Consider the following 24,883-nt stretch of genomic DNA (forward strand, 5'->3'; position numbering starts at 1 on the left):
TAGGTATAGGAATCGGTTCAAGGGCGAGGAACAGGCCCGTCCGGTGAAGGATCAGCCTCACGCCCTTTGGGCGAGCGGCGTGCCGCCCTGCGCTCGACACCTGACCCAGACACGCGAGCATAGATGAGCGGAGTGTCCTTAGGCCTTTCGTGACGGATGTCCAAGGCCGAACGAAAGAGGCGCTCTCCCTCGTCGAGCAGGGAGTCACTGGCGGCATGCAGCGTCGCCACAACGTCACCAGCGCGAACGGCCGCGCCTGGCTTGGCCACAAGCACGATGCCTGCGGAGTGATCGATGGCGTCATCCTTCTTGGCGCGGCCGGCGCCCAGGGCGACCGAGGCAAGCCCGCAGCGCTCAGTGTCCATCGCAAAGAGGTAACCGTCCCTGTCGGCAGTGACCTCGCGACTCGGGCGCGGCGCGACCAAGCTGTCGCACGCGTCATCCAGAAGGGAGGCCTCCCCACCCTGGGCAGCGACCATCTCCTTGAGCTTCGCGAGGCCCAACCCGCCTGCCACCTGATCGCGCACGAGGCTCCTGCAGACGTCCATCTCTCCCAAACCCGCCAGGAAGACCATGGTGGCCGCAAGCTCCACGCAGACGTCCGTAAGGTCCTTAGGTCCCTCGCCCCTGAGCGTGGACACCGCCTCTGCGACCTCCAGTGCATTGCCTATGCAGTAGCCCAGGGGCCTATCCATGTTGGTGACAAGGGCCACGCTTGTGCGGCCCACGCACTCCCCGATGGAGACCATCTCTTGGGCAAGGTCCAGGGCGTCGTCAAGCGTCTTCATGAGGGCGCCGCTTCCGCACGTGACGTCGAGCAGGATCCTGTCGGTGCCTGCCGCGATCTTCTTGCTCATGATGCTCGACGCGATGAGCGGGATGCTGTCCACGGTGGCCGTGACGTCACGCAAGGCGTAGAGCCTCTTGTCTGCGGGAACGAGATCCCCCGTCTGACCGATGATGGCGCAGCCCACCTCGCTCACAATCCGCTCAAAGCGGGTGCGATCCATGGAGACGCTCAGGCCGGGAATAGACTCGAGCTTGTCGAGGGTGCCACCGGTGTGGCCAAGACCTCGCCCGCTCATCTTGGCCACGCGCACGCCAAGCGACGCCACAAGGGGAACCACCACGAGCGAGGTCTTGTCCCCGACACCTCCTGTTGAGTGCTTGTCCACCTTGATACCGGGTATGCGCGAGAGGTCGACGACATCTCCCGAGCGCACCATGGCCATGGTAAGCGCGGTGGTCTCACGCAAGCTCATACCCCGGTAAAACACAGCCATACAGAGTGCCGAGGCCTGGTAGTCGGGAATCTCGCCGGACACGTAGCCGTCGATGAAGAAGCTGATCTCCTCGTCGCTGAGCTCCCCACCGTCGCGCTTCCTCTTGATGATGTCGTACATCCTCACCGTATACCAGCCTCCTTCCCCGACGCCTGGACGACAGCCCTACCGACGCCCCCTTGCCAAGGCCAAGGCACTGCCAGAGTCAGAGGGACCGGTCGTGGCCTGTGCCTGCGACATGCTCCCTTGCCCTCGCGTCACTCCTCCTCCGAGGTCGCGAGCGAGAGCGCGACCTCCATCATCTGGGTGAAGCTCGTCTGCCGCTCGCGTGCGGACAGCTCCTCGCCCGTGAAGACGAGGTCAGAGATGGAGAGAATCGCGAGGGCCCTCTTATGCGCATAGGCCGCATTCATGTAGAGGGCGGCTGCCTCCATCTCGAGCGCGAGAACGCCCATGCTTGCCCAGCGCTTTGCGGCACCCTGATCTGCAGAATAGAAGATGTCCTGCGAGAGAACATTGCCCACCCGGACCGCGACGCCCAGCTCACCTGCAGTGGCCACGGCTCGGCTCAGCAGGCCGAAGTCAGCGATGGGCGCGTAGGTTCCCGGCAAGCCAAACTGGTGGGCATAGTTCGAATCGGTGCAAGCGCCCTGGGCGAGCACGAGGTCGCGAAGGTGTAGGCCCTCGCCTATGCCACCGGCGCTGCCTATGCGGATGATCTGCTCGACGCCGTAGAAGTTGAAGAGCTCGAAGGAGTAGATGCCCACGGAGGGCATGCCCATGCCCCCGCCCATGACGGAGACGCGCTGCCCCTGGTAGCTACCCGTGAAGCCAAGCATGTTGCGGACCCTGTTGAAGCAAATAACGTCCTCAAGGTAGTGCTCGGCGATGTACTGGGCGCGCAGAGGATCACCGGGCATGAGGACGCTCTTCGCGATCTGGCCCTTAAGCGCGTCGTTGTGTGGCGTGGGTACGTCTGCCATGTCTCTCTCCTTGTCATCTGGGCTACGAGGGGTGCAAGGCGTAGCCATGACCCGCTGGTCAAGAGAAGGGTCCATGTGCCGCTCACACGATCCCGCCTCGCAAGCCCTTGGGTCCCCGCGCCCGTTCCTGTGTGGAGCGTCACTACCCCCATGGTACAGGATACGTGTGCTGTCTCCCATCTGAGAGATCGGCTATGCGAGGTACTATTTCAGCAGCGCGACACAGCTCTTTACGTATGCCCGCTCAGCTGCAGGCGGCTCGACGAACAGGTCTCTCTGCCGGACCTTCCCGTAGCTGAGCGTAGAGACATTCATGACAGCAAGGTATGCGATCGTAGGCGCAAGGTCCATCGAGCTGCTGCTGGCGAGAATCTTGCACCCAGGACAACGGAATGGCTCGCCAGAAGGCTGTGGTAGCTTAACGTAAGCACGAAGTGAGTGAATCACTCACTTCAGCTTCATGAAGTGAGTGATTTTCTCGCCAGAAATGATGCAACAATGACGTGGTAAGAAGAGGTGAACTTATGTTTTCGCAGCTCAGAGAGTTGCTGAGTATAACCTCGAAGTGAGTGAATCACTCACTTCGTCGCGAAGATGTGAGTGATTCACTCACATCGTACAATCGTGCGGTAAATTTCGCAGCTCACCTTCAGAAACTTGCTCTGTGATCATGTTCCGTAACCGCACTGCGCCCGTGCAGTTGCACTACGCCCGCACCCCACGTCCACGTCCGTGCGCAGAAGGGCGCCCCGCAGCGTGTGCCACGGGGCGCCCCTGAATCCGAACTTGTCCTGTTAGACCGTAATGCTCAGGCGCTTGGCCTCGGCTGATCGGCGTTGGCTTAGTACATGCCGCCGCCCTGGCCGCCGGCAGCAGCCGCGCGAGAGATGGCATCCTCGATCGAGGTGTCCTTGGGCTCGTCGGAGACGGTCGACTCGGTGATGAGAATCAGCGAGGCGATGGAGGCTGCGTTCTGCAGCGTGGTGCGGGTGACCTTGACGGGGTCAAGGACGCCCATCTCGATCATGTCGCCCCAGGTGCCGTTCGCGGAGTCGAGGCCCTGGCCGGCGGGCAGCTCCTTGATCTTCTCGACTACGACGGAACCCTCGAAGCCGGCGTTCTGGGCAATGGTCCTCACGGGAGCCACGAGCGCCTTGTGGACGATGTCCACGCCGATCTTCTCGTCTGCGTCAGCGCACTCTACCTTGTCCAGCGCGGAGACGGACTGCAAAAACGCGACGCCACCGCCGGCGACGATGCCCTCCTCGACGGCCGCGCGGGTGGCCTGCAGGGCATCCTCGATGCGGTGCTTGACCTCCTTGAGCTCGACCTCGGTGGCTGCGCCGACCTTGATGACCGCGACGCCACCGGAGAGCTTGGCCATGCGCTCCTGGAGCTTCTCCTTGTCAAAGTCGGAGTCGGTGTGCTCGATCTCGCCCTTGATCTGATTGATGCGGTCCTCGATGGCCTCCTTGGAGCCGGAACCATCGACGATGGTGGTGTTGTCCTTGGTGACCTTGACGGACTTGGCACGACCGAGCATCTCGTCGGTGACATCGGTGAGCTCGACGCCCAGCTCCTTCATCGCGGGCTGTCCACCGGTGACGACGGCGATGTCCTCGAGCATGCGCTTGCGGCGGTCACCGTAGCCGGGGGCCTTGACGGCGCACACATTGAGCGTGCCACGCAACTTGTTGAGGATGAGGGTCGCCAGAGCCTCGCCGTCCACGTCCTCGGCGATGATGAGCAGCGGGGAACCGCTCTTCTGGATGGCCTCGAGCACGGGCAGGATGTCCTGGATGTTCGAGATCTTCTGATCGGTCATCAGGATGTAGGGGTTCTGGAGCTCGGCCGTCATGGTCTCGTTCTCGGTGGAGAAGTACGGTGAGATGTAGCCCTTGTCAAACTGCATGCCCTCGACGGTGTCGATCTCGATGCCAAAGGTGTTGGAGTCCTCGACGGTGATGACGCCATCCTTGCCCACGACATCCATGGCCTCGGAGATCTTCTTGCCAATCTCGGGATCGCCGGCCGAGATGGTGCCCACCGAGGCGATCTGCTCGGAGGTGGAGACGTCACGCGCGGCATCCTTCATCGCGTCGACGGAGGCGGCAACGGCCTTGTCGACGCCACGACGGATGGCGATGGGATTGGCGCCTGCGGCCACATTGCGCAGACCCTCGTTGACGATGACCTGGGCGAGCAGGGTCGCGGTGGTGGTGCCGTCACCCACGGTGTCGTTGGTCTTGGTGGCGACCTCCTTCACCAGCTGGGCACCCATGTTCTCGATGGGGTCCTTGAGCTCAATCTCCTTGGCGACGGAGACGCCATCGTTGGTGATGGTGGGCGCGCCGTAGGAGCGCTGGATCGCCACGTAACGGCCCTTGGGCCCCAAGGTGGTGGTAACGGCGTCCGCCAGGGTGTTCACGCCCTTGGCGAGCTTGGCGCGCGCGTCGGTACCGAAGACAATGTCTTTTGCCATAATCTGTTCCTCCAATGATTGCCTGCGCTTGGCGCAGCTGATTACCCTCTAGGCGCGAAAGCTACTGAAAGCTACTCGGTGATGATGGCGTAGATGTCATCGGCACGAAGGAGCAGGTAGTCCTCCCCGTCGACCTTGACCTCATTGCCGCCGAACTTGCCGTAGAACACCTGGTCGCCCACCTGGACGTCTGGAGCGACACGCTCGCCCTTGTCGTTGAGCTTGCCGGCGCCAACGGCAACAACTTCGCCGCGCTGAGGCTTCTCCTGCGCGCCAGAGGATATGTAGAGACCCGTCGAGGTCTTCTCCTCCTTGGGTGCGGGCTTGACGAGGACGCGATCGCCCAAAGGCTTAAGAGTCATGCTAAGAACCTCCTTCAGATGCGCTACAGAAGCGCATACCCTTGCGGGGTGGCGACAGCGCGCCAGCACCCGTTGATCCGACGTTCGTGATAATACCCCGTGAAGCGAATTTATACACGCAAGACGTAATATCTTCCAATTCGCGCTTAGATTTCCTGACTCTATCACGGTTAGGGTTGACAGTACCCCGCTACACACGGCAGCAAGGCGCGCGGCAGAAGAGCGTGAGGGCCCTGGCTACTCCAAGCCACCCAGCTCGCGCAGCCAGACCGTGGCGCACGCATCGCTCGGCATGCGAAGGTCCCCGCGGGGAGAGACGGCCACAGAGCCCACCTTGGGACCATCTGGCAGGCAGCTGCGCTTGAACTGCTGGGAGAAGAAGCGCCTGTAGAAGTTACGCAGCCATTTGAGTATCGTAGCATCTCCGTAGGCCTGGCCGAGGGCCACCCTCGCCAGGCGGTACACCTTGCGCGGGCCAAAGCCTCGGCGCAACACCTGATACAGAAAGAAGTCGTGCAGCTCATAGGGACCGACCAGCTCCTCAGTGCGCTGCGAGATGCCGCCGTCGCCACCTGCAGGCAGAAGCTCGGGCGAGACGGGCGTGTCGAGCACGTCGAGCAGTACGCGGGAGAGCTCCGGCGAGTCGCTGCTGTCGGCCACGTGGCGCACCAAGTGTCGGACAAGCGTCTTAGGCACGCCCGCGTTCACGCCGTACATGCTCATGTGGTCAGCGTTGTAGGTGGCCCAGCCCAGCGCAAGCTCCGACAGGTCGCCCGTACCCACCACCAGGCCACCCTCCTGGTTGGCGATGTCCATCAGGATCTGCGTGCGCTCGCGCGCCTGGGCGTTCTCGTAGGTAACGGAACGGTCGTCCTCGTCGTGCCCGATATCCAGGAAGTGCTGGCGCACGGCCTCGGTGATGGGCACCTCGCGCAGGCTGGCACCGAGCGCGCGACTGAGCTCCAAGGCGTTGCCATGCGTGCGCTCTGTGGTGCCAAAGCCCGGCATGGTGATGGCCAGGACACCCTCATGGCCCAGCCCCAGGATGTCAAAGGCACGGACTGCCACGAGCAGGGCAAGCGTGGAGTCAAGCCCCCCCGACACGCCCACGACGGCGCACTCTGAGCGCGTGTGCTGGAGTCTCTTGGCCAGGCCATGCGCCTGGATGGAGAGCACGTCCTCGCAGCGCTCGCTCCTTCGCCTTGCGCCGGACGGCACGAACGGGTGCGGGTCGACGTGACGCGTGAGCCTGGTCGGGGTAAGGCCCAAGGCGAAGGTCGTGACCTCATACCCCGCGTCCTCGGGACAGGGCACCGTCCCAAAGCCGGAGAGGCGCCTCCTTTCCGCCGCGAGCGCATCCACGTCTATCTCGCTTACCACAGCACCGTCGCCAAAGGGACGCGCCTCCGCGAGCAGCATGCCGTTCTCGGCCACCATGTCGTGCTCAGAGAAGACGAGGTCCTGCGTGGACTCCCCCCAACTGGCACTCGCGTACACGTAGCCGCACACTAGGCGCGCACTCTGCCCCACCACGAGAGAGCGACGATAGTCCGCCTTGCCCACCAGGGCATCTGATGCGGAGAGGTTCGCGATTATCGTCGCCCCCGCCCGTACGTGCGCAATGGAGGGAGGGCCTGGCACCCAGAGGTCCTCACAGACCTCGACGGCCACCTTGAGGTTTGGTAGGCCATCACAGGAGAAGAGCTGGCGGCAGCCAAAGGGGACCTCCCGCCAGCCGGCGAGGCTCACAAACGAGACCTCCCAAGGACCCGGCACAAAGTGGCGCGCCTCGTAGAACTCGTTGTAGTCGGGGATGTGACGCTTGGGCACCAGTCCCAGGAGCCTGCCGTGGGCGATGGCAGCGGCGCAGTTGTAGAGCTTGGCGTTCACGCGAGACGGCAGGCCCGCGACCACGAGGGCATCAAAGTCACGCGTCGCCTCGGCCAGGCGGGCGAGGCCCCGCTCAGCCGCAGCAAGGAGCGCGTCCTGCCAGAACAGGTCCTCGCAGCTGTAGCCCGTGACGCAAAGCTCGGGCAACACGACGAGCTTGGCACCGTCCGTCCGTACGGCATCCGTGACCTCTGCGATGCATGCCTCGACGTTAGCATCGACATCGGCGACCCTCACCTGTGGAGAACGGGCTGCGACTTTGACAAATCCGTCCTGCATGAATCCTCCCGAAGATAGGGTGAGCTGGTCTCATGAAGCTCTCTAAGCCTAGTCTAGCAGGGTTGGCCCCACTCGTCTGGGCAACCTACTGTCACAGGCTGGGCGCTCCGACCGGCGGGTCTTGTGCACTGGCCACCGGTTCCGGCGCCCAAGGCTCCCCTCGCACGGTGTGCTTGGGGGTCCAACCTGGAGCCCGCCTCAGCCGGTCACGTGCGCCGGAAGGTCGTCCAGAACATACAGGCGATGACGGCGACGGCCGCGCCGAAGGCGAGCAAGGTCATAGGGTCAGGACCCCCCATGACTGCGCAGTCGGAGGGGTTGTCCGGATTGTACGCAACCGAGACCGTATCCCCCTCCTCCAGGTTCGTATGACTGCTGAACGTGTACCAACCCTGCACGCTCTGGCCGTCGACGGTGTACTCGAGCTGAACGCTGCTCTCGTACTTCACGGGATCGGCTCCTGGGTCCACCGTTCGGGTCTCGACCTTAACGATGCGCGCCTCCGTCCTGGGATAGGACTGGTAGAGCAGGGTCTTCCCGAGGTACTTGAACGCGGCCAAGGCCACCAGCGCGATGCAAAACACCGCGATGCAAACGGATAGGCACCCTACAGAGAATTTCTTCATCGTTTCCTCTCCCTCGGACACTTCGTACGCCTGAAGCCATAGTCACAGGCCCAGCCGTTCTTTTGCGGGCCACGCCCTCGGCTCCTCCTGTGCGACCTCACCCTTGACACTCCCCTCTCCAGAGAACCTTGCGTTCATGGCTACGCCCTTCCGATCGTGACCCGCCCCCATGAGGGCACGCCAGCCGTATCGCCATGGTGCGATGAGGACGAACCCATAGGCCCAATACCAGGCATCGGAGCGAGCTTCGCTTCGCCCTGTGCCAATTGTACTATCTTCAAGGGGCAAGGGCGGGCGGAGTCCGCATGACCGCAGGCCGCGCTTGGGTCACCCTGGAGGACCCACGGCATCAATGCCACTGGCAGCCACGCCTTGTGGGACTATGATATATGGCTTGCCGCATGGTTTTGGTACGCGCGACTATCGAGCAGAGGCAAAATGGACGAGGACGGCATCCTCACCATGGGTCTGTTCGACTTCCTGCTCGATCCAGACAGCTTGAACATATGAGACGCTTGCGCAAGCAGGAATGAGCGTCTCACAACATTCTTCGCACCGAAGTCATTGCAATATGACTGGCCAGGAGGGTAGGCGACAGGCATGAGAGGAGGTCTGCCGCTACCCTATGCCTCCCAGGCAAGGCGGCCGCCCACGTAGGTCGCGAGCGCCCTCGTGCCCTGGATGGCCTCGGGGTCGGCGCACATGAGGTTGGTGTCGAGCACCACGAGGTCGGCCAGCTTGCCAGCTGCCAGGGTCCCAAGCTCTGCCTCGCGCCCCGTCACCTTGGCGCTGCCGCGCGTGTAGGCGTCGATCGCCGTCGCCATCGTCACCCTCTGCTCGGGAAGCCAGCCGCCCCTTGGCTCACAGGTCCTCGCCTCCTCGCGCGTGACAGCGCAGGAGAGAACCTGCATGGCCACGTCGGGCACGCAGGGGGCATCCGTGCCAAAGGCCATGGCCACACCTGCCTCGTCAAAGCTCGCAAACGGCCACATGAACGATGCGCGCCTTACCCCAAGGTCGCGGGCCGGCTGCCCCACGTCGATCACGATGTGCTGCGGCTGCACGGAGGCGACAAGGCCGATGTCAGCCATGGCCGCGACGTCGGCGTGCGAGAGGCCCTCCACGTGCTCGATGGAGTTCGCCCCCTGCCTGGGCATGCCATAGCGCCTCTTTGCCTCGCGAAAGATGTCGATGGCGGAGCTGACAGCCTTATCGCCAATGGCATGGACGCGCGTCGCGATGCCCCGCTCGGCCGCCGCGAGCACATAGTCGCGCATGAGCGCAGGGTCGATGGTCGCTCGCCCGCAGTCACCCGCGAAGCGCGGGTTCACGTAGGGCTCGTGCAGCCATGCGGTATGAGCGCTCGACACGCCATCAAAGAACTGCTTGGTCCCCGGGGCACGCAGGAGGTCTCCCGTGAGTCTGGCCTGCAAAGACTCGATCCTCTTGAAATCGCCCACGTTCTGCGGAAACAGGTTGATGCGCACGGGCAGCTCGCCCGCCGCGAGAAGCTCCTCGTACAGGTCCTCGTACACGTAGTCCACACCAGGCAGCGCGCAGAGCGCCATGTCACAGACGCTCGTGACGCCTTGGGAGAGACTGGCCTGGAAGTGCCCTCGATAGGCACGCGTGACCTCGTCGCGCGGCAGGTCGGCACACACCCGGGCAGCATACGCCATGCTCGCAGCCTCCCGAAGCACCCCCGTCGGTCGGCCGGCCTCGTCTCGGTCGAAACTGCCGCCGGCAGGGGCCTCGCTGTCCTCGGTGATGCCCAGCTCCTCAAGGCCGCGCGTGTTGACCCAGAGCGCATGGAGGTCCCCCGAGTACAGGGCGACGGGACGGTTCGGAAACGCCCGGTCAAGAGACGCCCTCGTCGGCGCCAGGGGCGGATCCCATAGCGCCGAGCGCCAGCCTTGGCCAACCAGCCATCCGTTGCCCGCGCCAGCATGGTCCCGCGCGCCACCCGCAGGCCGGCTCGTTGCCTCCCTCAACAGGCGAACGCATTCGTCCTCACTGGTGCCGGCGCAGGCGCAGATGAGCGGCGAGGCAAAGAGTGCGGTGTGGAAGACGTGCTGGTGGGCGTCATGGAATCCGGGACACAAAAACGCGTCTCCATAGTCTTGGATCCGAGCCTTTGGCGAGATGCCCGCAAGCTCGTCGCGCGAGCAGACGGTAGAGATCCGCCCGCCCTCGATGACGATCGCAGCCTCCACGTCGGGATGCGCGCGATCGAGAAACACGTGCCTCGAGCAAAGCGCGAGCGGCTGTGTCCCCTGAGACATCGCGCCCCTAGCCCTCCAGGTAGCGAGCCAAAAACTCGCGGGTGCGCGGCTGGTGGGGATGAGAGAACATCCTTCCGGGCGCGCCCTCCTCCGCGATGACGCCCTGATCCATGAACACGACCCTGTCAGAGACGCTCTTGGCGAAGGCCATCTCGTGGGTTACCACGGCCATCGTCATGCCATCCGCCGCAAGGCCACGCATGACCTCAAGGACCTCACCCACGATCTCTGGGTCGAGCGCGGAGGTCGGCTCGTCGAAGAGCATGAGCTCGGGACTCATGCAGAGGGCGCGCGCGATGGCCACGCGCTGCTTCTGCCCGCCCGAGAGCGTCGCTGGCGCCGCGTGCGCAAAGTCGGCAAGACCCACCTCTTGGAGGTGCTTGCGTGCCACCTGCTCGGCCTCGCCCTTGCCCATCTTTTTGAGCGTGACGGGCGCGAGCGTACAGTTAGCGAGCACGTCCATGTTGTTGAACAGGTTGAAGGTCTGAAAACACATGCCTATCCTCTCGCGCAGCCTGTTCACGTTGACGTGCTCGGCCGCGAGGTCCTGCCCCTGGAACCAGACGTGCCCGGCATCGGGCGTCTCGAGCAGATTGATGCAGCGAAGGAGTGTCGACTTGCCGGATCCCGACGCGCCGATGATGGTGACAACCTCACCTGGCATGATCTCGAAGTCGATGTCGCGCAGCACCTCATGCGAGCCAAATGACTTTCGCAGGCCCTCGATGCGCACAACGGGCCGCCCAGCCTCACCCTGCCGCCCCTTTGGCGATGATCCCGCAGAGAGACGCTCTCCCATCAGCTGTGCCCCCCATCCGCATCTTGGACGGGCACCTGGTCAGACGTGCCCAGGACGGCAGAGCGCGCGCCTGCGTCAAAGTGCCTGCCAAACCTGCCGAGCAGCCACGACGCGAGCGCCGTCAGGATCAGGTACACGACGGCGGCGGCCACGTAGACCTCCATCTGCTTGTAGTACACGCCCGCGATGGTGCGCGTGGCAAACGTGAGTTCGAGCACGCCGATCGCCATGAGGACTGACGAGTCCTTTATGTTGATGACAAGCTCGTTTGACAGCGCCGGGATCGAGTTCTTGATGCCCTGTGGGAACACGACCTTGCGCATGGCCTGCCATTGCGAGAGACCCAGCGAGCGCGCCGCCTCTGCCTGCCCCGGATCGACGGCGCCGATGCCCGAGCGCAGCACCTCCATCATGTAGGCGGTCGAGTTGAGCGACACCGTGACCAGCGCGGCGTTGAACGGCGACCACACCGTCAAGATCTGCGATGCGCTCATGCCCTGACCCGCCAGCGCACCCGTGCCCGCGTAGTAGATGATCAGGCCCTGAATCATCATCGGCGTGCCACGCACGACCTGTGAGTACAGCTTGGCAAATCCTGCCCCCACGACCTTCATGAGGCGCACGAAGTCGTTGTCTGAGCGATCGGGCTCCTGCACGCGAAGAAACACCAACGCCAGGGCCAAGAAGAACGCCACGACGGTGCCGACGAGTGCGATAATCACGGTGTTGACGATACCCTGCACGAACGTCGGCCACATGTTGTAGAGCATGTAGGCCATCGAGCCAAAGAAGTCCGTCGGGTTGGTGGGCTGAGCGATGGCCCACCCCACGAGGCTGACGGTACCCATCACGAGGCGATCAGCCGCGAAGACTGTCGCAACGGCCCACACCACGTACGACACGTACCTCTCGGCCCTGCGCGCGAAGGGGCGACAGAAGGGAGAGCCGCTCTTGTACGCATCGCCCTTCCAGTGGGCCAGCTTGCTCACAAGTGCGAGCGCAGACAGAGCGACCCACGCGAGCAGCAAGTAGTAGAGGACGGATTCGAGCGCATACGACGCCGCGAGAAAGCTCAGCGGCGAGTGGGGCTGGTTTCCAAACCAGAGGCCCACCAGCGCAACCGCGCTCGTGCCCAGGAAGACATAGCGATGGTCGGCCGTGACAAAGCCCCTGAGCCGGGCAAGCCGCGTGCGTGTGGGGTTTGGCGAAGACATGGGAGACCCTTGTGCTCCTTTGGCGCCTGGGCGCAGGTCAGATGGTGGTCAGTGCATGGGCATGGTCATATCGTGGTGCCACGCCGTGATGTCTGACGGCATGGCACGGATCGTTGACGTGGCGCTACTCAGGCAGGCGGCCCTGGACGGCGTCCCACTCGGCCTGGCGCTGCTCCTGGGTGACGCTCCTGATGACCTCATTGATCTTGGCGAGTGTCTCGTCGTGCCCCTTCGCGATGCCCGCGTTGATCGGCGCGTCCTCCTTGAAGAGGACCTTGCTGCCGCCAACCTCGACGGCGACTAGATCTGGGTTCGCGGCGATGAGGCCCTTCTCGTTCTCGACGTCATACGTGATGGCGTCGCAGGTACCCTGGTTGAGGCTGGAGAGCTGTGCGGGCACGGAGTCGACCGGGGTCATGTGGTTGACGTTTGGGATCTCGTCGATGACGGTGTCGAGCAGGGTGTCGCGCTGCCCGAGGACAGCCGTGCCCGAAAACGCGTCCAAGCTGGTCGCGCCCTCGAGCCTCGAGCCCCTCTTGACGAGGAGGCCGTAGTGGCCCGTCCAGTACGCATCGGAGAAGTCGATGGACTGACGGCGTTCGTCAGTGGCGGTCATGCCACCACAAATGATGTCGATCGACCCCCTGGCCAGACCCTCAACCAGGCCCGAGAACTCCATCTTGACCGCGACGGGCTCAAGGCCAAGCGCCGCGCCGATCCGCTTGGCAAAGAAGACGTCATAGCCGTCGGCATAGGCCCCCTCCTGGCCCTGGACGGGAATGGTGCTCTCGGCGGCTGTGGAGGTCTGCCAGTTGAACGGCGGGTAGGCCACCTCCATGCCCACGCGCATCGTACCGCTGTCGCCAAAGCTCGACGTAGGGCCCGAGCCGCTGGGCCCCGAGCTCGTCGTCTGGGTGGAGGGTCCGCAGGCGGCCAAGAACGTCGTGCTCGCGACGCCTGCGACAACAACGCCTGAGAGCGCAAGGAAGCTGCGACGAGAGGTGCTGGTACTCATGGTGGGTCCCCCTTCTAGGGTCTGTTGCAGGCAAACGTTGGGCGCGGGCACAGGACGCACGCGGCCCCGTAGCACAGTGTAGCCGTTGCGGGCGCACCGCAGACGGCTGCCGCAAGAAAGTAATGGCCTCGAAACCCGCACGCTGGGGCGTGGCGAGGTCGTAGTGAGGGCATGGCGAGGTCACCTTCATCGCATGCCAGGGCGGTGTTGGGGCGAGCGACCGGGCAGGTGCGCGTCCCCCTCTATGTCGCCCTCTTTCCTGGCCCAGCCGCTAGAGCTAAGCTATACGCATGCAGTGAGCATACGCCCCACCACAGGAAGGACGTATTTCGTGAAGGTCCTCGTCATCGGCATCGGCGTCATAGGAAGTTATCTGGCACATGCGGTCTGCGACGTGGGAAACGACGTGACCGCAGTCGCACGGGGACGCTGGGGCAGGACCATCCGCGACAAGGGTCTTGTGATCCACCATCGCGTGCAGCACAAGACCACCGTCGACCACCCCCGCGTGGTCGATGCCATCCCCCAAGGAGAACACTTTGACGTGGCCTTCTCCGTAATGCGACAGGATCAGCAGATAGCCGCCCTTCCCGAACTCGAAGGCATCGACACAGAACTGCTCGTGCTCGTGGGAAACAACCTGCGCGCCCACGAGACGGCCGACCGACTCGAGGCGCGCAGGCATGCCGGGCGCGTGCTCTTTGGCTTTCAGAGCACCGCCGGCCTGCGCGAGGCAGACCGTGTCGAGTGCGTGCGCTGGGGTGCTACGGGACTTGACGTGGCGCCACTCCACGGCAGGCCCACAGCCGCAGACAGGGACCTTCTTGCCCGTGTGCTCACGGGCAACTACCAACCCAAATGGACCCATGACTTCGAGGACTGGCTCCTCTGCCACGCTGCCATGGTGCTGCCGGTCTGCTTTGTCTCCTACTTCTGTGGCTGTGACCTGCACACGGCGTCGCGCGGGCTGCTCCACCAGATGACAGCTGCCCAAGGCGAGGGCCATGCGCTGCTCGCCCACCTCGGGCATCTCATGGTTCCCGAGGGGAGGAGGGACCTCTTTGACGGCGGGGTCAGGACACGGGCATGGAACGCCCTCATCTGGATAGGCGCGCACACAACGATAGGGACGTTCTGCGCGGATAACCACTGCAAGCACGCTCCCAAGGAGATGCGCGACCTCGACGTGGAGTTCGAGCGCCTGCGCAAACCCGTACCAGAGTTTGCCATGCCCAATTGGGACGGCCTACTCGCTAAGATGGGAGGCTGGGATGACGTCTGCACACGGTGGGACAGGAGCCGCAGCTGAGGCTGGGGTCCACAACCCCCACCGCAGCAGCAGCATCACCGACCACCCAAACACAGGAAAAGAGAGCCAGAACGAGGAGAGTGTCATGGACTATCGCAAGGAATCGATGGAGCTACATCGTAGGGTACGGGGAAAGATCGAGACCGCGACCCGCGTGGCCGTGGATAGCGCTACGGCCATGAGCCTCGCCTACACGCCCGGCGTCGCCGAGCCCTGCCTCGCGATCCAAAGGGACCCAAGCCAGAGCTATGCCCTCACACGCAGGTGGAACACGGTTGCCGTGGTAACAGACGGGACGGCCGTCCTGGGCCTGGGCGACATAGGTCCCGAGGCCGGCATGCCCGTGATGGAGGGCAAGTGCGCCCTGTTCAAGGCCTTCGGCGGCGTGGACGCCATCCCGCTGTGCGTGCGCTCCAAGGACGTAGGAGACATCGTGCGCACAGTGGGGCTTCTGGCGGGGAGCTTCGGCGGCGTCAACCTGGAGGACATCAGCGCCCCTCGCTGCTTCGAGATCGAGCGCAGGCTCAAGGAGTCCTGCGACATCCCCATCTTCCACGACGACCAGCACGGCACGGCCGTGGTCACCCTGGCAGGCATGATAAACGCGTTGAGGCTGGTGGGAAAGAGCCTCGACGAGGTACGCATCGTGACGTCGGGCGCCGGGGCGGCCGGCGTGGCCATCGTGCGGCTCCTCATAGACATGGGCCTGCGCAACGTCGTCATGTGCGACCGGCAGGGTGCCATCTATGAGGGGAGGAAGGGCCTCAACCCCATCAAGGAGCAGATGGCCACCATCACCAACAAGGAACGTGCGAGCGGCTCCCTCGCCGAGGTCATCTGTGATGCCGACGTCTTCATCGGCGTGTCCGCTCCGGGTGTCCTGACAGCCGAGATGGTGGGGAGCATGGCCGCAGACCCGATCGTCTTTGCCTGCGCCAACCCCACGCCCGAGATCTACCCCCAAGACGCCCGTGCCGCAGGCGCCGCCGTGGTGGCCACGGGGCGCTCCGACTTCCCCAACCAGGTCAACAACGTCCTGTGCTTTCCCGGCATCTTCCGCGGTGCGCTGGACGTACGGGCGTCTGACATCAACGGCCCCATGAAGGTCGCGGCGGCGCGCGCCATCGCGGGCCTGGTGGGTGACGACGAGCTGCAGGCAGACTACATCCTCCCTCACACCTTCGATCCACGGGTGAGAGATGCCGTGGCAGATGCCACGGCACAGGCCGCGCGAAAGAGCGGCGTCGCACGGGCGTGATGCCAGACCCGGAAGCCGGCGACAACGTTGGAGTCGTCGGTCCGCGAAAGGCTGGCCCTTACCAGCCAGTCACGACATGCCTGCCTTGTGCCACGCCACGGCGGCCTGAACCCTGTCGCGCATGCCAGTCCGAGCGAGTATGCGCGTGACGGCACGCTTGACCGAGGCGGGCTGGATAACGAGCCTCTCGGCGATTTCAGCGTTCGAGAGGCCATCTGCCACGAGGGAGCAGATCTCGCGCTCACGCTTGGTGAGCCTGCGAAACAGCGCCCTCAGCCTCTCTCGCTCGCTACCTTGCTCAGCGCGGCGCACGCCCCGCTTGAGCATCTCGCGCGTGATGCGCGGGGTGAGCACGGCGTCTCCCGCCGCGACCGCCCTGATGGCGTCGCGCAGCTGGACCGCCCTCACGTCCTTGAGAAGGAAGCCCGACGCACCGGCGTCGAGAGCCCCAAAGGCGTAGTCGTCCTCGTCGTAGGTGGTCAGGACGAGGACGCTCACGCGCGGATACGCTCCCGCGATCCGCGCCGTCGCCTCGATGCCATCCATGACCGGCATGCGCACGTCCATGAGGACCACATCCGGCAGCGCTATCCCAAGCTTTGCTGCTCTTGCCAGCCTATCGAGCGCCTGCTGGCCGTTTTCTGCCTCGAGTGACACGAGCATACCCTTGTCTCGACGAATCATGAGGCCTATGCCCACCCTCACCGGCTCCTGGTCATCGACGATCATCACTCTGATCGGCTCGCCCACCCGCGTATCCTCAGGCATCAAAGTCCCCTTGTCCCGTGTCGCGGCGGCCAAAGCGCAAAACGGTCGCGACAACCTCCCATCCCCTGTCCCGCGCAGGGCCGGCACGCCATGTCCCACCCACATGCTCGACCTCATCTTGAAGGCGAGAGAGCCCAAACCCCGCCCTTGCGGGAGTCTTCGGGTGGCACCCATCGTCGCGCACGGTAAGTGTGCAAGAGCCTTCGTCGTCAAAGTCGAGCGCCACAGAGACGCGCGTCACTGACCTGCCATGGCGAATGGAGTTGGTTGCGGCCTCTCGGGCGATGCGGAAGCACAGGTCGTCTTGTCCCTCGTCGCTCGGATGCTTGCCTGAGGTGGTCAAGACTGCGGCAATACCCGTTGCGCGGATGTCGTCCATGCAGGCCCTGAGCTCGTCGAGGTCATGAAGGTCATCGCCTCGTGACGGCGCGGACGATCCTGCGGGGTCAGCGTCGATGGGCGCCGAGATGGCACGCACGGCGCTCCTCGTGTCCGCGAGTCCCGATCGCGCGAGTTTGCCGATCAGGGCCGAGACCCGCCTCGCGTCCTCATCGTCTGACTCACAGAGGCCCTCCGCAAGTGCGATGATGGCCGTCAGGTCATGCCCCACCGAGTCATGGAGCTCCCCGGCGATGCGACTTCGACGCTCGGCGCGCCTTCGGGAGGCGTGCTCCCGCTCGATCTCTTGTATCGCCTCGCGCTTGGCCCTCTGCATGCGGGAGACAAGGCCACCCACCACAGCGACCGTAAGCAGGCAACTGCGGATGATCGCGTTTCCGGCGAAGCCCCCCGCGATCGCCTCGGGCAGCACCGCCACAAAGGCGAGCGCGCCGCCGACGAGGCCCTTGACGGGTCGGGCCTTTGCGATCACGGCAAACACAGCCATGCACAGGGGCACGAACGTGAGGAATGTGATCTCCGAGCAGAGCGTGAGCAGCGACTCGAGCACCACGATGGCAAAGGGTGCGCGGTAGCGGAAGAACACGCCGATCGTGCTCGCCAGCGTGATGCAGAGCAGGGCGAGAAGCGCCGTGGGCGTAAGCGGCCCATCAGGAAGGGAGATGTAGCGCGTGAGAAAGAAGACCTCGTAGAGCGCACAGGCGACAGGTGCGACGAGCCTGCCCGACGGCACCTGTCGCCACCGGGCGAGCCTGCGGCCAAGGGCCGTGTCCACACCCGCCTTACCCATGCCCATACTCCCCACATCCGATTCGTCGGCCTTACGAGGGCCACTGTCGGCGGATGCAGCCCGCCGGTTCCTCTCAGCCGCACACGCCCCAAGACAGCCCTGCGTCAATCCTGTGCGCCGCAGGTCGCCAGGCGCCTGCCCTTCGCCCTGCATCGTAGTTCTGTCACCGCCCTGTGACCGCCCGCCCTCTGCACTCCATATGAACGCTGCAAACTACCGAAACCACCGCATCACAGCTCGCGCTCGGCACCTCCTACGCCGTGGCCACGATGTCTTGGCGAGAAAGGCGTCGCGTGGCGAAGGCGCAGGCAAGCGCCACATACATGATCGAGAACAGCGAGACTTGGATGATCGTCGCCATCGAGAGGTCCACGAGGTTGTTCGAGTTCATCGCCGTCTGCACGAGTGAATACGGGAAGACGTTGCCGGCACCCGCCAGCGTGGCGACGAGCCCTGCGATACCACCCGCCAGCGCAACGCCCACCGGGGCCGCAAAGCTGCGAACCAGCATGGAGACGACGAGCTGGAATGCGACGATGACCAGGCTGCCAAGAAATCCAAGTCCCAGGTAGAGCGCGATCCGTGCTGTAGGGAACGTGCCCGGCACGCCGAGCACGACGCCGCTTACCACATAGAACGCGGCGATGGAGGCGAAGCTCACGGCAGAAAGCACGGCGCCCACGACGAGCTTGGCGCCAAATACGCAACCTGGGGATACCGGAGCGCACATGAGGCCATTCCAGTTTGCACCCGCATGCTCCAGGCGCCACAGGTACGAGCAGCCCACACCCAAAAGGGGCGGTAAGAAGAAATAGCAGATGAAGATCGTCTGCTGGGTCCAGAGGTTCTCCCAGCCGGGCGTGAGGACCTCGAGGTTTGCCGAGTAGTTAACACTGCCGATGAAACATGAGAATGCGGGAAGCAGCAGGTAGGCAAGCCAGATGGGTGAGCGGCGAAGCTTCATGAACTCCGCGCGGACACATGAGCCAAGCATGCTAGAGCTCCTTTCTCGAGAAGGCACGAGCCGCAAGCACAGACAGCAGCGCCGTCGCAACAATGAGCACGACGGCATACCCCCACGCCCACGGTCGGGAAACGTAGGTGGCAACCCCACCCTGCATGCTCACACCCACCGTGGAGAGCAGGCCAAAGTAGGCACTCGGCACCATGCGCATGATGGCTTCTGGAAAGTACATCGAGAACAACCCAAAGAACGAGAGTGCCACGCCCGTGACCATGGGCACGAACTGGTTGGCCGCCAGAAGCGAAAGCGCCTGCGCGAGGGAGGCGCAGAAGACGCAGACGACAAAGGTCGAGACCCAATAGATGGCAAGCTCACGGGCGGGAATGGCGTCGAGCTTGGCGGCGACGGCAATGCCCACAAGACCCGCCTCCTGCAACGTGACCACGATCGCCAGCATGCCCATCGATACGAGCAGCTTCGTCCAGAAGAGGCTGCCCGCCCGCTGCAGGGTAAGCAGAGACTTGAGCATGTCGCCGCCAGCCTCGACGTCGCACACCGTCGCGGCGATCACGGTGGAGAGCAGCGGCAGGAACACGGCGTTGAGCGCAGGCGCCTGCAAAAGCAGGGCAGGGTAACCTGGCGTCGTACCTCCTCCACGGTGGCCAAACCAGCCTTGGCCCAGCCACAGGAGCTGCATGGCCACCATGCAAAGCGCGATAAGCCACAGACGCTTGTGGCGAAGCTTCTTGAGCTCGAGTCTGAGGGCAGAGGCGAGGGCAAGCCCCTGGCCCTCACTCAGGGTGAGGGCGTACCTCTCGCCCATCACAACGTCACCTCCATGCCCGTAAGACGCAGGAAGATGTCCTCGAGCGACTCTCTGCGTTCCTCCAGCCTCACGATGCCAATGCCCCGACCGGCAAGGCCAAGGCTGAGTTGTCCCACAGACGCATCATCCGCAGCCCCCACGCACAACCAGTTGCCATCGGCTACGACGCCCTCCAGCACGCGTGCCGCCTCGGCGTTGTCTGTCGTTCGCAGCGCGAGCCAGCGCCTGCCCTGGGCGTGCAGGTCTGCCATGGGACCCTGCCAGGCCATGCGGCCCTTGTTGATGATACCCACGTAATCGGCCATCTGGTCTATCTCGGCAAGCAGGTGGCTCGACACCACCACCGTGGTGCCAAGCATCTGCGGCAGCCTCTTGATGAGCGCGCGGATCTCGTGGATGCCGCTCGGGTCCAGGCCGTTCGTCGGCTCGTCGAGCAGGAGCAGCGGCGGCTTTCCCATGAGCGCCGCCGCGATGCCCAGGCGCTGCCTCATGCCCAAGGAGAAGTGTCCGACCCGCTTCCTCTGGGCGGACGGACCGTCAAGGCGGACGATCCTGAGCGCGTCGTCTATCTCGCCTGCGGGAAGCCCGCGCAGCTCGCTCACGATCTCGAGGTTCTCCCGCGCCGTGAGGTGGGGGTAGCAGCTCGGACTCTCGATAAGCGAGCCCACGTTGCGCAGCAGCTCCAGGCGGTTCTCGGGCGTCATGGGAACCCCGAGTACCTGTGCCCCCCCGCACGTGGGGTGAACCAGGCCCAGCAACATCTTCATCGTCGTCGACTTGCCGGCCCCGTTGGGTCCCAGAAAGCCGTACACCGCCCCGCGCGGCACCACCATGTTCAGGTCGCTCACGACGGTGGACTCCCCATAGCGCTTGGTGAGACCCCGCGTGACGACCGCGACCTCTTGTGTCATACCGACTCCTTTCCGATCGCCGTCCGGTATGACTGCATCGTCTCAGCTTGCGAGCGTCTCGCGGCTGCCATTTGCCGCTTTGACACCCGAGGGTGACAGCGGCGGGGCCGTATCTGGCCGACCAGCGACATCCGCACCAACTTCGTCGAGGAAGGAGGCGTGATGGCCAAGACCCCGCCGGCAGCTGAGTCGCTCCCAGCCAGCAGGCAGAGTCCGTTTGCCGAGGCAAGGAAGGCGAGCCTGATGAGCAGGTCGATAATGGTATCCATCGGGCCGCCTCGCGGGAGTCACACCCCTCTTAAGGATGCGAGACCCGGGATAAGGAGGAGCAGATGCCAGAGGAGCTGTCCAAGAAGCGGGTGGACGGCGGCGTAGGCCCCCTCGGCAAGCTCGCGGGGGGCATGGCGCGGGCCGTCGACACAAGGGCCCGGGCGAGGGCCAAGGCGGCCAAGGTCACAGGCGCCGGGGTCGCAGCGATCCGGGCCAGGGCGAAGAGGGCACACCAGGTGCTCGGCGGCGAGTACGGCGACAGCTTCAAGGGCAACCTTCTTGGGGAGGATGGCACGTACGAGATGCCGAAGCCCCTGGTCGACGACCGTGAGCGCGTCGAGCTTGGCACGCTCACGAGGCGCTACGAGGAGCTCACCTCGCCAGGCCCCCTCGCCAAAGCGGGAAAGCAGCTCAACGACAAAGTACCCGCCCAGGTAAAGGCGCTCACAGGCAAGGTAGGAGAGGTCGCCAAGGGCAGTCTCAGCGGTCTCACGAGGCAGGAGCTCATGGTCAGCGCCCTCAAGGTGGCTGCGGAGGGCTTCGCCGATCTTGAGAGGCGGGCGGCCAGGGCGAGCGTCAGCAGGGAATACGTGATCCGGCGCATCAACGAGGGCGCTCAGGGGCAGAAGGTCTCCTCGCTCTTCGAGATCTGCCTGCTGCGCGCCTACGACGTCGCTGCGGTGACCGCAAGCGAGCGCCGACAGCACATGGGGATCGCGCTCGTCGAGGGTGGGGGCACCGGCGCCGCCGGCTTCTGGGGCCTGCCCGCGAACCTCGCCCTTAGCATGCTCATCTACTTCCGTGCGGTCCAGTCAGTCGCCATGTTCTACGGCTACGACGTCAAGGACAGCCCCTCCGGCGAGCTCGACATCGCCAGCGAGGTGTTCCAGAGCGCCCTCGCACCAAAGACGAGGACCGACGTCATCAGCGAGTATATTGGAAAGACGCTCGTCTACGCCGAGTCTGCCGCCGTAAAGCAGGCAACCAAGAGGGGCTGGGCGGCGATGGTCGAGCAGGGGGGTGCCGCGCTCACCATCGCCCGGATCCGCGCGCTCGCCAACGGGCCAGCGAGGAAGGCCGTCGAGAGGGGCGGACAAAAGGCCCTCGAGGCGGGCGTCTTCAAGAAGGCACTCGCCCAGGTGGGACAGAAGATGTCGCTCAAGACCGTCGGCAAGATGGTCCCTGTCATCGGGGCAGGGTTCGGCGCCCTCTTCGATACCGCCCAGATGCGCAGGATCCTCAACTTCGCGGACATCTTCTACCACGTGCGTTTTATCAACGAGAAGGAGGAGCGGGCGCAAAGGCTCATTGAGCAGTCCCCTTTTGCTAAGGAGACGCAGAACAAATCATCCTGACCAGTCGAGAAACCGTCCTGTCCGTAAAGAGACTCCCCTGCGAAGGGTCGTCTCCGGGTAAGGGTAAGGTCCAGGTCACACCCCGGCCGGGGTGTCTTGACGTCGGCGCAACGGCTGCGGGTTCGGAGTCCGTCCCGGCCAGCACTGTCACTCGGCCCTGAACGTTCCGTCTCGTACGTTCACCACCGAGTGGCAGTGTACGGAGCGCTGCCCAGCACGCTCACCGCCGAGTGGCAGTGTGAAGTACACTGCCACTCGCTCCCGAGCGTACCAGTCGCACTGCCACTCGACCCTGATCGTACCGATACGGTACGCTCGATGCCGTCTGGCAGTGAGGAACGCACTGCCACTCGCCCCTGAGCGTTCCTCCCCGCACGTTCACCACCGAGTGGCAGTGAGGACTGCACCTCCTCGAGATCTACGGCAAGAAGATCGACCTCTCGGCAACCTCCCTGCCCTAATCCCTACCCCAGATGAGCGAAGTCTCCACCGGACACGTGGCTTCGATCGCCCTGTACAGCCCGTTGGCGGCGGAGGTCGGCGCGAACGGGCCCAGCGCCCCGCCCTCTCGTGACGTGACCCGTCGAGAGCCCCCTTCGCCGCGCATGTGAGAGCGGCCGGCGGCGCCCCCTATCCCCGCGCATGCATGTTGACGCACGGGCAGGGCTCCTGGCCGAACCTGGTCGAGGGATTCTCCTCCAAGATGACCCGCCAGACGCCACGCTCAGATCCGGGTCTCGAGCAAGGACGAGCCCGAGGAGAGGACCCTGCGCCACCTCGGGAAGGCGGACGCCGGGCCGTGCGGGGGCGGGACCCGTCGGACATGGGCCCAACGGCCAAGGGACCCGTCGTAGACACCCTCCTTTCGGATGGGGCGAACAAGGCAAGTTAGTTGCTGGACGCTATGGCAGTCGGCTTACCGCGCCCCGCAGCAGGGCAAAAGCCGCCATCACGGAAGTACGACAGGGCTGGGACCACCGCTGGCGCCACCATCGTAGTTGATGACCTGCTTGCCAAAGTCACGTTTATAAGGAATGCTGTGATACTATCATTTAGATAAGTTTAACTTTTGCGGGAGAGGTCATGGTTCGAGGACTCGCAAACAGGGAACAAATGACGCCGCAGTTCTCCGAGGGCTGCGGCGCGATATACTCGGCTCACCGAGACGCTGTTTCAGGTAGCTGGGTTGATTTCCCCATTCCACGGGACGTCGGCGTCGGTCGAATCCGTTCGCTTGGAGCCTCGGGTCCTATCGCTGCGTGCGAGCACCGCATGTCGTTCTCGAGAAGCGTGAGCTTCTCTGATGAGGCGCCGTCTCGATCGGTCAGCGTGGGATTCTGCGTTGGAGCAGAGGTCGAGTGGGCCACCAGCTGTTCCACCACCCGTCAGGTCTCCAAATCAGTCGATACCGACTCGCTCTTCATACAGTCTGGAGGCAGGGGATCCTACAGCATCTGCTATCTTGAGGACTTGGAATACGAATTCGTCAGCCTGTACGTTCCCTTAGACATGGCAGGTCGGCACAGCGCGGATGGCGATGTCGGGGCCGCTCTGGATGGCGCGGATGGGTTCGAGGCGCCCATGACTCCCGCTATGAGGGCATCCTTGGCCTCCCTGCGCCACAATGCCTTCGTCGGCTGCGCCGGCAGGCTGTACGCCGAAGGGAAGATCCTCGAGTTGCTGGCCTCAGTTGTTGCCCTGCTCGACACCGGCAGGCGTCGGGAAAACCACGGTATCCCCAGATCAGACCGCGAAGCCGTCGAGCAGGCGAAGCTCATCCTCGACTCCAGGCTGATCGATCCGCCGACCTATCCCGAGCTCGCCCGAATGGCGTGCCTGAGCGAGTCGAAGCTTTCGCGTGCCTTCAAGCAGGCCTATGGCGTTACCATCCATGCGTACGTGATATCGTGCCGGCTTGAATGGGCCCGCACGCTCATCGAGATCGGTAAGATGAGTGTCGCGCAGGCAGCCGCGACTGTAGGCTATGCGAATCCAAGTCATTTCTCACAGGCCTTCAAAGAGCGCTACGGCGTCTCCCCGAGCAGCATCTGACCGAGGCCGTCTCAACAAAAATACCGAATTTGAGTTGATTTCGAATCGTTTTCGGTTGATGCAACCCACTAAAAACAATCAAATAGGGGTCAAATGGTCTAAGCGAATCAAGGAGGCCTCTATGAGTCAGATTGAAAGGACGGCTGATAGGATGTCGGCCAAAGACCTCATCCTTGTCGGCGTTCTTGGTGGCACGGCAGCGGTCGTCTGCATGGTGATAGGGATCGTCTGCGGGCTGTCCCCCATCACCAACCCGTTCTACCCGGCGTTCGCGGCAATTCCCAACGGCATCATCTACATGCTGATGCTCGCCAAGGTACCCAAGCGCGGGGTGTTCACCACCTCGGGCGTGGTCTACGGCCTCATCTTCCTCGTGATGGGCACGTTCTGGTTCACCGTGACGTGCTTCTTCCTCTCTTGCGTGTTGGCAGACGTTGTCATGTGGGGAAACCCCCGGAGCCCGAAGCGCATGCTCGTCGGATACGCGCTAAGCGTCGCCGGACTGTCGTTTGGCTACTGTGGCGCCATCGTCCTTCTGCGTGACGCGTTCAGCCTGACGATGAGGAACAACAAGATTCCCGCAGAGTACAGCGACGCCCTCAACTCCTTCATATCCGACCCCATGCTCCTCGTGATGGTAGCGATCGGCGTGGCTCTCGCCATCGTCGGCGGAGTCATCGGACGCAAGGTGCTGCACAGGCACTTCATCCGCGCCGGCCTTGTCGGGGAGTAGGCGACATCTGTGGGAAGGCAGCCTGCACCGCAA

Annotated in this window: 22 protein-coding genes; 5 read left to right on the forward strand and 17 right to left on the reverse strand. The window is 64.0% G+C overall.

Annotation, left to right across the window (positions count from 1 at the left end; genetic code table 11):
* Nucleotides 1–17 precede the first annotated feature (17 nt).
* The 11 genes from ADJ70_RS11170 to ADJ70_RS11215 all read right to left on the reverse strand — a co-directional run bounded on the left by ADJ70_RS11170 (nt 18) and on the right by ADJ70_RS11215 (nt 13,215).
* Complete coding sequence (locus tag ADJ70_RS11170) at nt 18–1,409, reverse strand: pyrimidine-nucleoside phosphorylase (protein ID WP_172674499.1); 1,392 nt, start codon at nt 1,407–1,409, stop codon at nt 18–20.
* Between the two features lie 131 nt (nt 1,410–1,540).
* Nucleotides 1,541–2,266 (reverse strand): purine-nucleoside phosphorylase, encoded by a 726-nt coding sequence (gene deoD / locus ADJ70_RS11175; RefSeq protein ID WP_050341479.1) that lies wholly within the window; start codon nt 2,264–2,266, stop codon nt 1,541–1,543.
* A gap of 204 nt (nt 2,267–2,470) precedes the next feature.
* Nucleotides 2,471–2,617, reverse strand: a complete 147-nt coding sequence (locus ADJ70_RS14770) for a hypothetical protein (protein WP_157051520.1) — start codon at nt 2,615–2,617, stop codon at nt 2,471–2,473.
* A gap of 490 nt (nt 2,618–3,107) precedes the next feature.
* The gene (gene groL / locus ADJ70_RS11180; protein WP_050341481.1) at nt 3,108–4,748 is read right to left on the reverse strand and encodes a chaperonin GroEL; all 1,641 of its coding nucleotides are present in this window, start codon (nt 4,746–4,748) and stop codon (nt 3,108–3,110) included.
* Between the two features lie 71 nt (nt 4,749–4,819).
* Entirely contained in the window at nt 4,820–5,110 is a 291-nt protein-coding gene (groES, locus tag ADJ70_RS11185; protein ID WP_050341483.1) for a co-chaperone GroES, read from the reverse strand.
* A gap of 237 nt (nt 5,111–5,347) precedes the next feature.
* Nucleotides 5,348–7,279, reverse strand: coding sequence for an NAD(+) synthase (locus ADJ70_RS11190; protein WP_050341485.1), 1,932 nt, complete (start codon nt 7,277–7,279; stop codon nt 5,348–5,350).
* 206 nt (nt 7,280–7,485) lie between these two features.
* Nucleotides 7,486–7,905, reverse strand: a complete 420-nt coding sequence (locus ADJ70_RS11195) for a DUF3592 domain-containing protein (RefSeq protein WP_050341487.1) — start codon at nt 7,903–7,905, stop codon at nt 7,486–7,488.
* A 623-nt stretch (nt 7,906–8,528) separates the two neighbouring features.
* Nucleotides 8,529–10,187 carry an amidohydrolase gene (locus tag ADJ70_RS11200; RefSeq protein WP_050341489.1) on the reverse strand — a complete coding sequence of 553 codons (1,659 nt, stop codon included), beginning with the start codon at nt 10,185–10,187 and terminating at the stop codon, nt 8,529–8,531.
* Between the two features lie 7 nt (nt 10,188–10,194).
* Nucleotides 10,195–10,986 (reverse strand): amino acid ABC transporter ATP-binding protein, encoded by a 792-nt coding sequence (locus ADJ70_RS11205; protein ID WP_083443981.1) that lies wholly within the window; start codon nt 10,984–10,986, stop codon nt 10,195–10,197.
* Complete coding sequence (locus ADJ70_RS11210; RefSeq protein WP_050341491.1) at nt 10,986–12,200, reverse strand: amino acid ABC transporter permease; 1,215 nt, start codon at nt 12,198–12,200, stop codon at nt 10,986–10,988. The genes ADJ70_RS11205 and ADJ70_RS11210 overlap by 1 nt, the downstream gene beginning before the upstream one ends.
* Nucleotides 12,201–12,324: 124 nt before the next feature.
* The gene (locus ADJ70_RS11215; protein ID WP_050341493.1) at nt 12,325–13,215 is read right to left on the reverse strand and encodes a transporter substrate-binding domain-containing protein; all 891 of its coding nucleotides are present in this window, start codon (nt 13,213–13,215) and stop codon (nt 12,325–12,327) included.
* 331 nt (nt 13,216–13,546) lie between these two features.
* On the opposite strand from ADJ70_RS11215, the gene ADJ70_RS11220 reads away from it, so the two are divergent.
* A complete protein-coding gene (locus tag ADJ70_RS11220) occupies nt 13,547–14,524 on the forward strand; it encodes a ketopantoate reductase family protein (protein ID WP_050341495.1) in 978 nt (325 codons plus the stop codon).
* Nucleotides 14,525–14,609: 85 nt separating this feature from the next.
* On the forward strand, nt 14,610–15,782 hold the full coding sequence (locus tag ADJ70_RS11225; protein ID WP_050344555.1) for an NADP-dependent malic enzyme: 1,173 nt from the start codon (nt 14,610–14,612) through the stop codon (nt 15,780–15,782).
* A 69-nt stretch (nt 15,783–15,851) separates the two neighbouring features.
* Here ADJ70_RS11225 and ADJ70_RS11230 read toward each other — a convergent pair whose 3' ends face one another.
* The 6 genes from ADJ70_RS11230 to ADJ70_RS11255 all read right to left on the reverse strand — a co-directional run bounded on the left by ADJ70_RS11230 (nt 15,852) and on the right by ADJ70_RS11255 (nt 20,709).
* On the reverse strand, nt 15,852–16,550 hold the full coding sequence (locus ADJ70_RS11230; protein WP_050341497.1) for a response regulator transcription factor: 699 nt from the start codon (nt 16,548–16,550) through the stop codon (nt 15,852–15,854).
* Nucleotides 16,543–17,739, reverse strand: coding sequence for a sensor histidine kinase (locus ADJ70_RS11235; protein ID WP_172674500.1), 1,197 nt, complete (start codon nt 17,737–17,739; stop codon nt 16,543–16,545). Before ADJ70_RS11235 ends, ADJ70_RS11230 begins: the two co-directional genes overlap by 8 nt.
* Nucleotides 17,740–17,992: 253 nt before the next feature.
* The gene (locus ADJ70_RS11240; protein ID WP_050341501.1) at nt 17,993–18,733 is read right to left on the reverse strand and encodes an ABC transporter permease; all 741 of its coding nucleotides are present in this window, start codon (nt 18,731–18,733) and stop codon (nt 17,993–17,995) included.
* A 1-nt stretch (nt 18,734) separates the two neighbouring features.
* Complete coding sequence (locus ADJ70_RS11245) at nt 18,735–19,526, reverse strand: ABC transporter permease (RefSeq protein ID WP_050341503.1); 792 nt, start codon at nt 19,524–19,526, stop codon at nt 18,735–18,737.
* Nucleotides 19,526–20,440: an ABC transporter ATP-binding protein gene (locus ADJ70_RS11250; RefSeq protein WP_050341505.1), complete on the reverse strand. Its 915-nt coding sequence runs from the start codon at nt 20,438–20,440 to the stop codon at nt 19,526–19,528. Before ADJ70_RS11250 ends, ADJ70_RS11245 begins: the two co-directional genes overlap by 1 nt.
* Complete coding sequence (locus ADJ70_RS11255; RefSeq protein WP_050341507.1) at nt 20,437–20,709, reverse strand: hypothetical protein; 273 nt, start codon at nt 20,707–20,709, stop codon at nt 20,437–20,439. Before ADJ70_RS11255 ends, ADJ70_RS11250 begins: the two co-directional genes overlap by 4 nt.
* Before the next feature lie 63 nt (nt 20,710–20,772).
* Here ADJ70_RS11255 and ADJ70_RS11260 point away from each other — a divergent pair, with 63 nt between their 5' ends.
* The 3 genes from ADJ70_RS11260 to ADJ70_RS11270 all read left to right on the forward strand — a co-directional run bounded on the left by ADJ70_RS11260 (nt 20,773) and on the right by ADJ70_RS11270 (nt 24,850).
* Nucleotides 20,773–22,065: an EcsC family protein gene (locus ADJ70_RS11260; RefSeq protein ID WP_050341509.1), complete on the forward strand. Its 1,293-nt coding sequence runs from the start codon at nt 20,773–20,775 to the stop codon at nt 22,063–22,065.
* Between the two features lie 1,272 nt (nt 22,066–23,337).
* Complete coding sequence (locus tag ADJ70_RS11265; protein ID WP_050341510.1) at nt 23,338–24,117, forward strand: AraC family transcriptional regulator; 780 nt, start codon at nt 23,338–23,340, stop codon at nt 24,115–24,117.
* A gap of 121 nt (nt 24,118–24,238) precedes the next feature.
* Nucleotides 24,239–24,850 carry an MptD family putative ECF transporter S component gene (locus tag ADJ70_RS11270; RefSeq protein ID WP_062393144.1) on the forward strand — a complete coding sequence of 204 codons (612 nt, stop codon included), beginning with the start codon at nt 24,239–24,241 and terminating at the stop codon, nt 24,848–24,850.
* Nucleotides 24,851–24,883: the final 33 nt, after the last annotated feature.

The organism is Olsenella sp. oral taxon 807 (assembly GCF_001189515.2).
In the GTDB taxonomy this organism is placed as follows: domain Bacteria; phylum Actinomycetota; class Coriobacteriia; order Coriobacteriales; family Atopobiaceae; genus Olsenella_F.

What these genes read in the sequence shown, in the direction of transcription:
- groL (WP_050341481.1), bottom strand. Translation starts at nt 4,748, where the DNA reads ATGGCAAAAGACATTGTCTTCGGTACCGACGCGCGCGCCAAGCTCGCC.
- ADJ70_RS11260 (WP_050341509.1), top strand. Translation starts at nt 20,773, where the DNA reads ATGCCAGAGGAGCTGTCCAAGAAGCGGGTGGACGGCGGCGTAGGCCCC.
- ADJ70_RS11250 (WP_050341505.1), bottom strand. Translation starts at nt 20,440, where the DNA reads ATGACACAAGAGGTCGCGGTCGTCACGCGGGGTCTCACCAAGCGCTAT.
- ADJ70_RS11230 (WP_050341497.1), bottom strand. Translation starts at nt 16,550, where the DNA reads ATGCCTGAGGATACGCGGGTGGGCGAGCCGATCAGAGTGATGATCGTC.
- ADJ70_RS11215 (WP_050341493.1), bottom strand. Translation starts at nt 13,215, where the DNA reads ATGAGTACCAGCACCTCTCGTCGCAGCTTCCTTGCGCTCTCAGGCGTT.
- ADJ70_RS11210 (WP_050341491.1), bottom strand. Translation starts at nt 12,200, where the DNA reads ATGTCTTCGCCAAACCCCACACGCACGCGGCTTGCCCGGCTCAGGGGC.
- ADJ70_RS11195 (WP_050341487.1), bottom strand. Translation starts at nt 7,905, where the DNA reads ATGAAGAAATTCTCTGTAGGGTGCCTATCCGTTTGCATCGCGGTGTTT.
- ADJ70_RS11255 (WP_050341507.1), bottom strand. Translation starts at nt 20,709, where the DNA reads ATGGATACCATTATCGACCTGCTCATCAGGCTCGCCTTCCTTGCCTCG.
- ADJ70_RS11265 (WP_050341510.1), top strand. Translation starts at nt 23,338, where the DNA reads ATGTCGTTCTCGAGAAGCGTGAGCTTCTCTGATGAGGCGCCGTCTCGA.
- ADJ70_RS14770 (WP_157051520.1), bottom strand. Translation starts at nt 2,617, where the DNA reads ATGGACCTTGCGCCTACGATCGCATACCTTGCTGTCATGAATGTCTCT.
- ADJ70_RS11240 (WP_050341501.1), bottom strand. Translation starts at nt 18,733, where the DNA reads ATGCTTGGCTCATGTGTCCGCGCGGAGTTCATGAAGCTTCGCCGCTCA.
- ADJ70_RS11245 (WP_050341503.1), bottom strand. Translation starts at nt 19,526, where the DNA reads ATGGGCGAGAGGTACGCCCTCACCCTGAGTGAGGGCCAGGGGCTTGCC.
- groES (WP_050341483.1), bottom strand. Translation starts at nt 5,110, where the DNA reads ATGACTCTTAAGCCTTTGGGCGATCGCGTCCTCGTCAAGCCCGCACCC.
- ADJ70_RS11205 (WP_083443981.1), bottom strand. Translation starts at nt 10,986, where the DNA reads ATGGGAGAGCGTCTCTCTGCGGGATCATCGCCAAAGGGGCGGCAGGGT.
- ADJ70_RS11235 (WP_172674500.1), bottom strand. Translation starts at nt 17,739, where the DNA reads ATGGGTAAGGCGGGTGTGGACACGGCCCTTGGCCGCAGGCTCGCCCGG.
- deoD (WP_050341479.1), bottom strand. Translation starts at nt 2,266, where the DNA reads ATGGCAGACGTACCCACGCCACACAACGACGCGCTTAAGGGCCAGATC.
- ADJ70_RS11225 (WP_050344555.1), top strand. Translation starts at nt 14,610, where the DNA reads ATGGACTATCGCAAGGAATCGATGGAGCTACATCGTAGGGTACGGGGA.
- ADJ70_RS11190 (WP_050341485.1), bottom strand. Translation starts at nt 7,279, where the DNA reads ATGCAGGACGGATTTGTCAAAGTCGCAGCCCGTTCTCCACAGGTGAGG.
- ADJ70_RS11200 (WP_050341489.1), bottom strand. Translation starts at nt 10,187, where the DNA reads ATGTCTCAGGGGACACAGCCGCTCGCGCTTTGCTCGAGGCACGTGTTT.
- ADJ70_RS11270 (WP_062393144.1), top strand. Translation starts at nt 24,239, where the DNA reads ATGAGTCAGATTGAAAGGACGGCTGATAGGATGTCGGCCAAAGACCTC.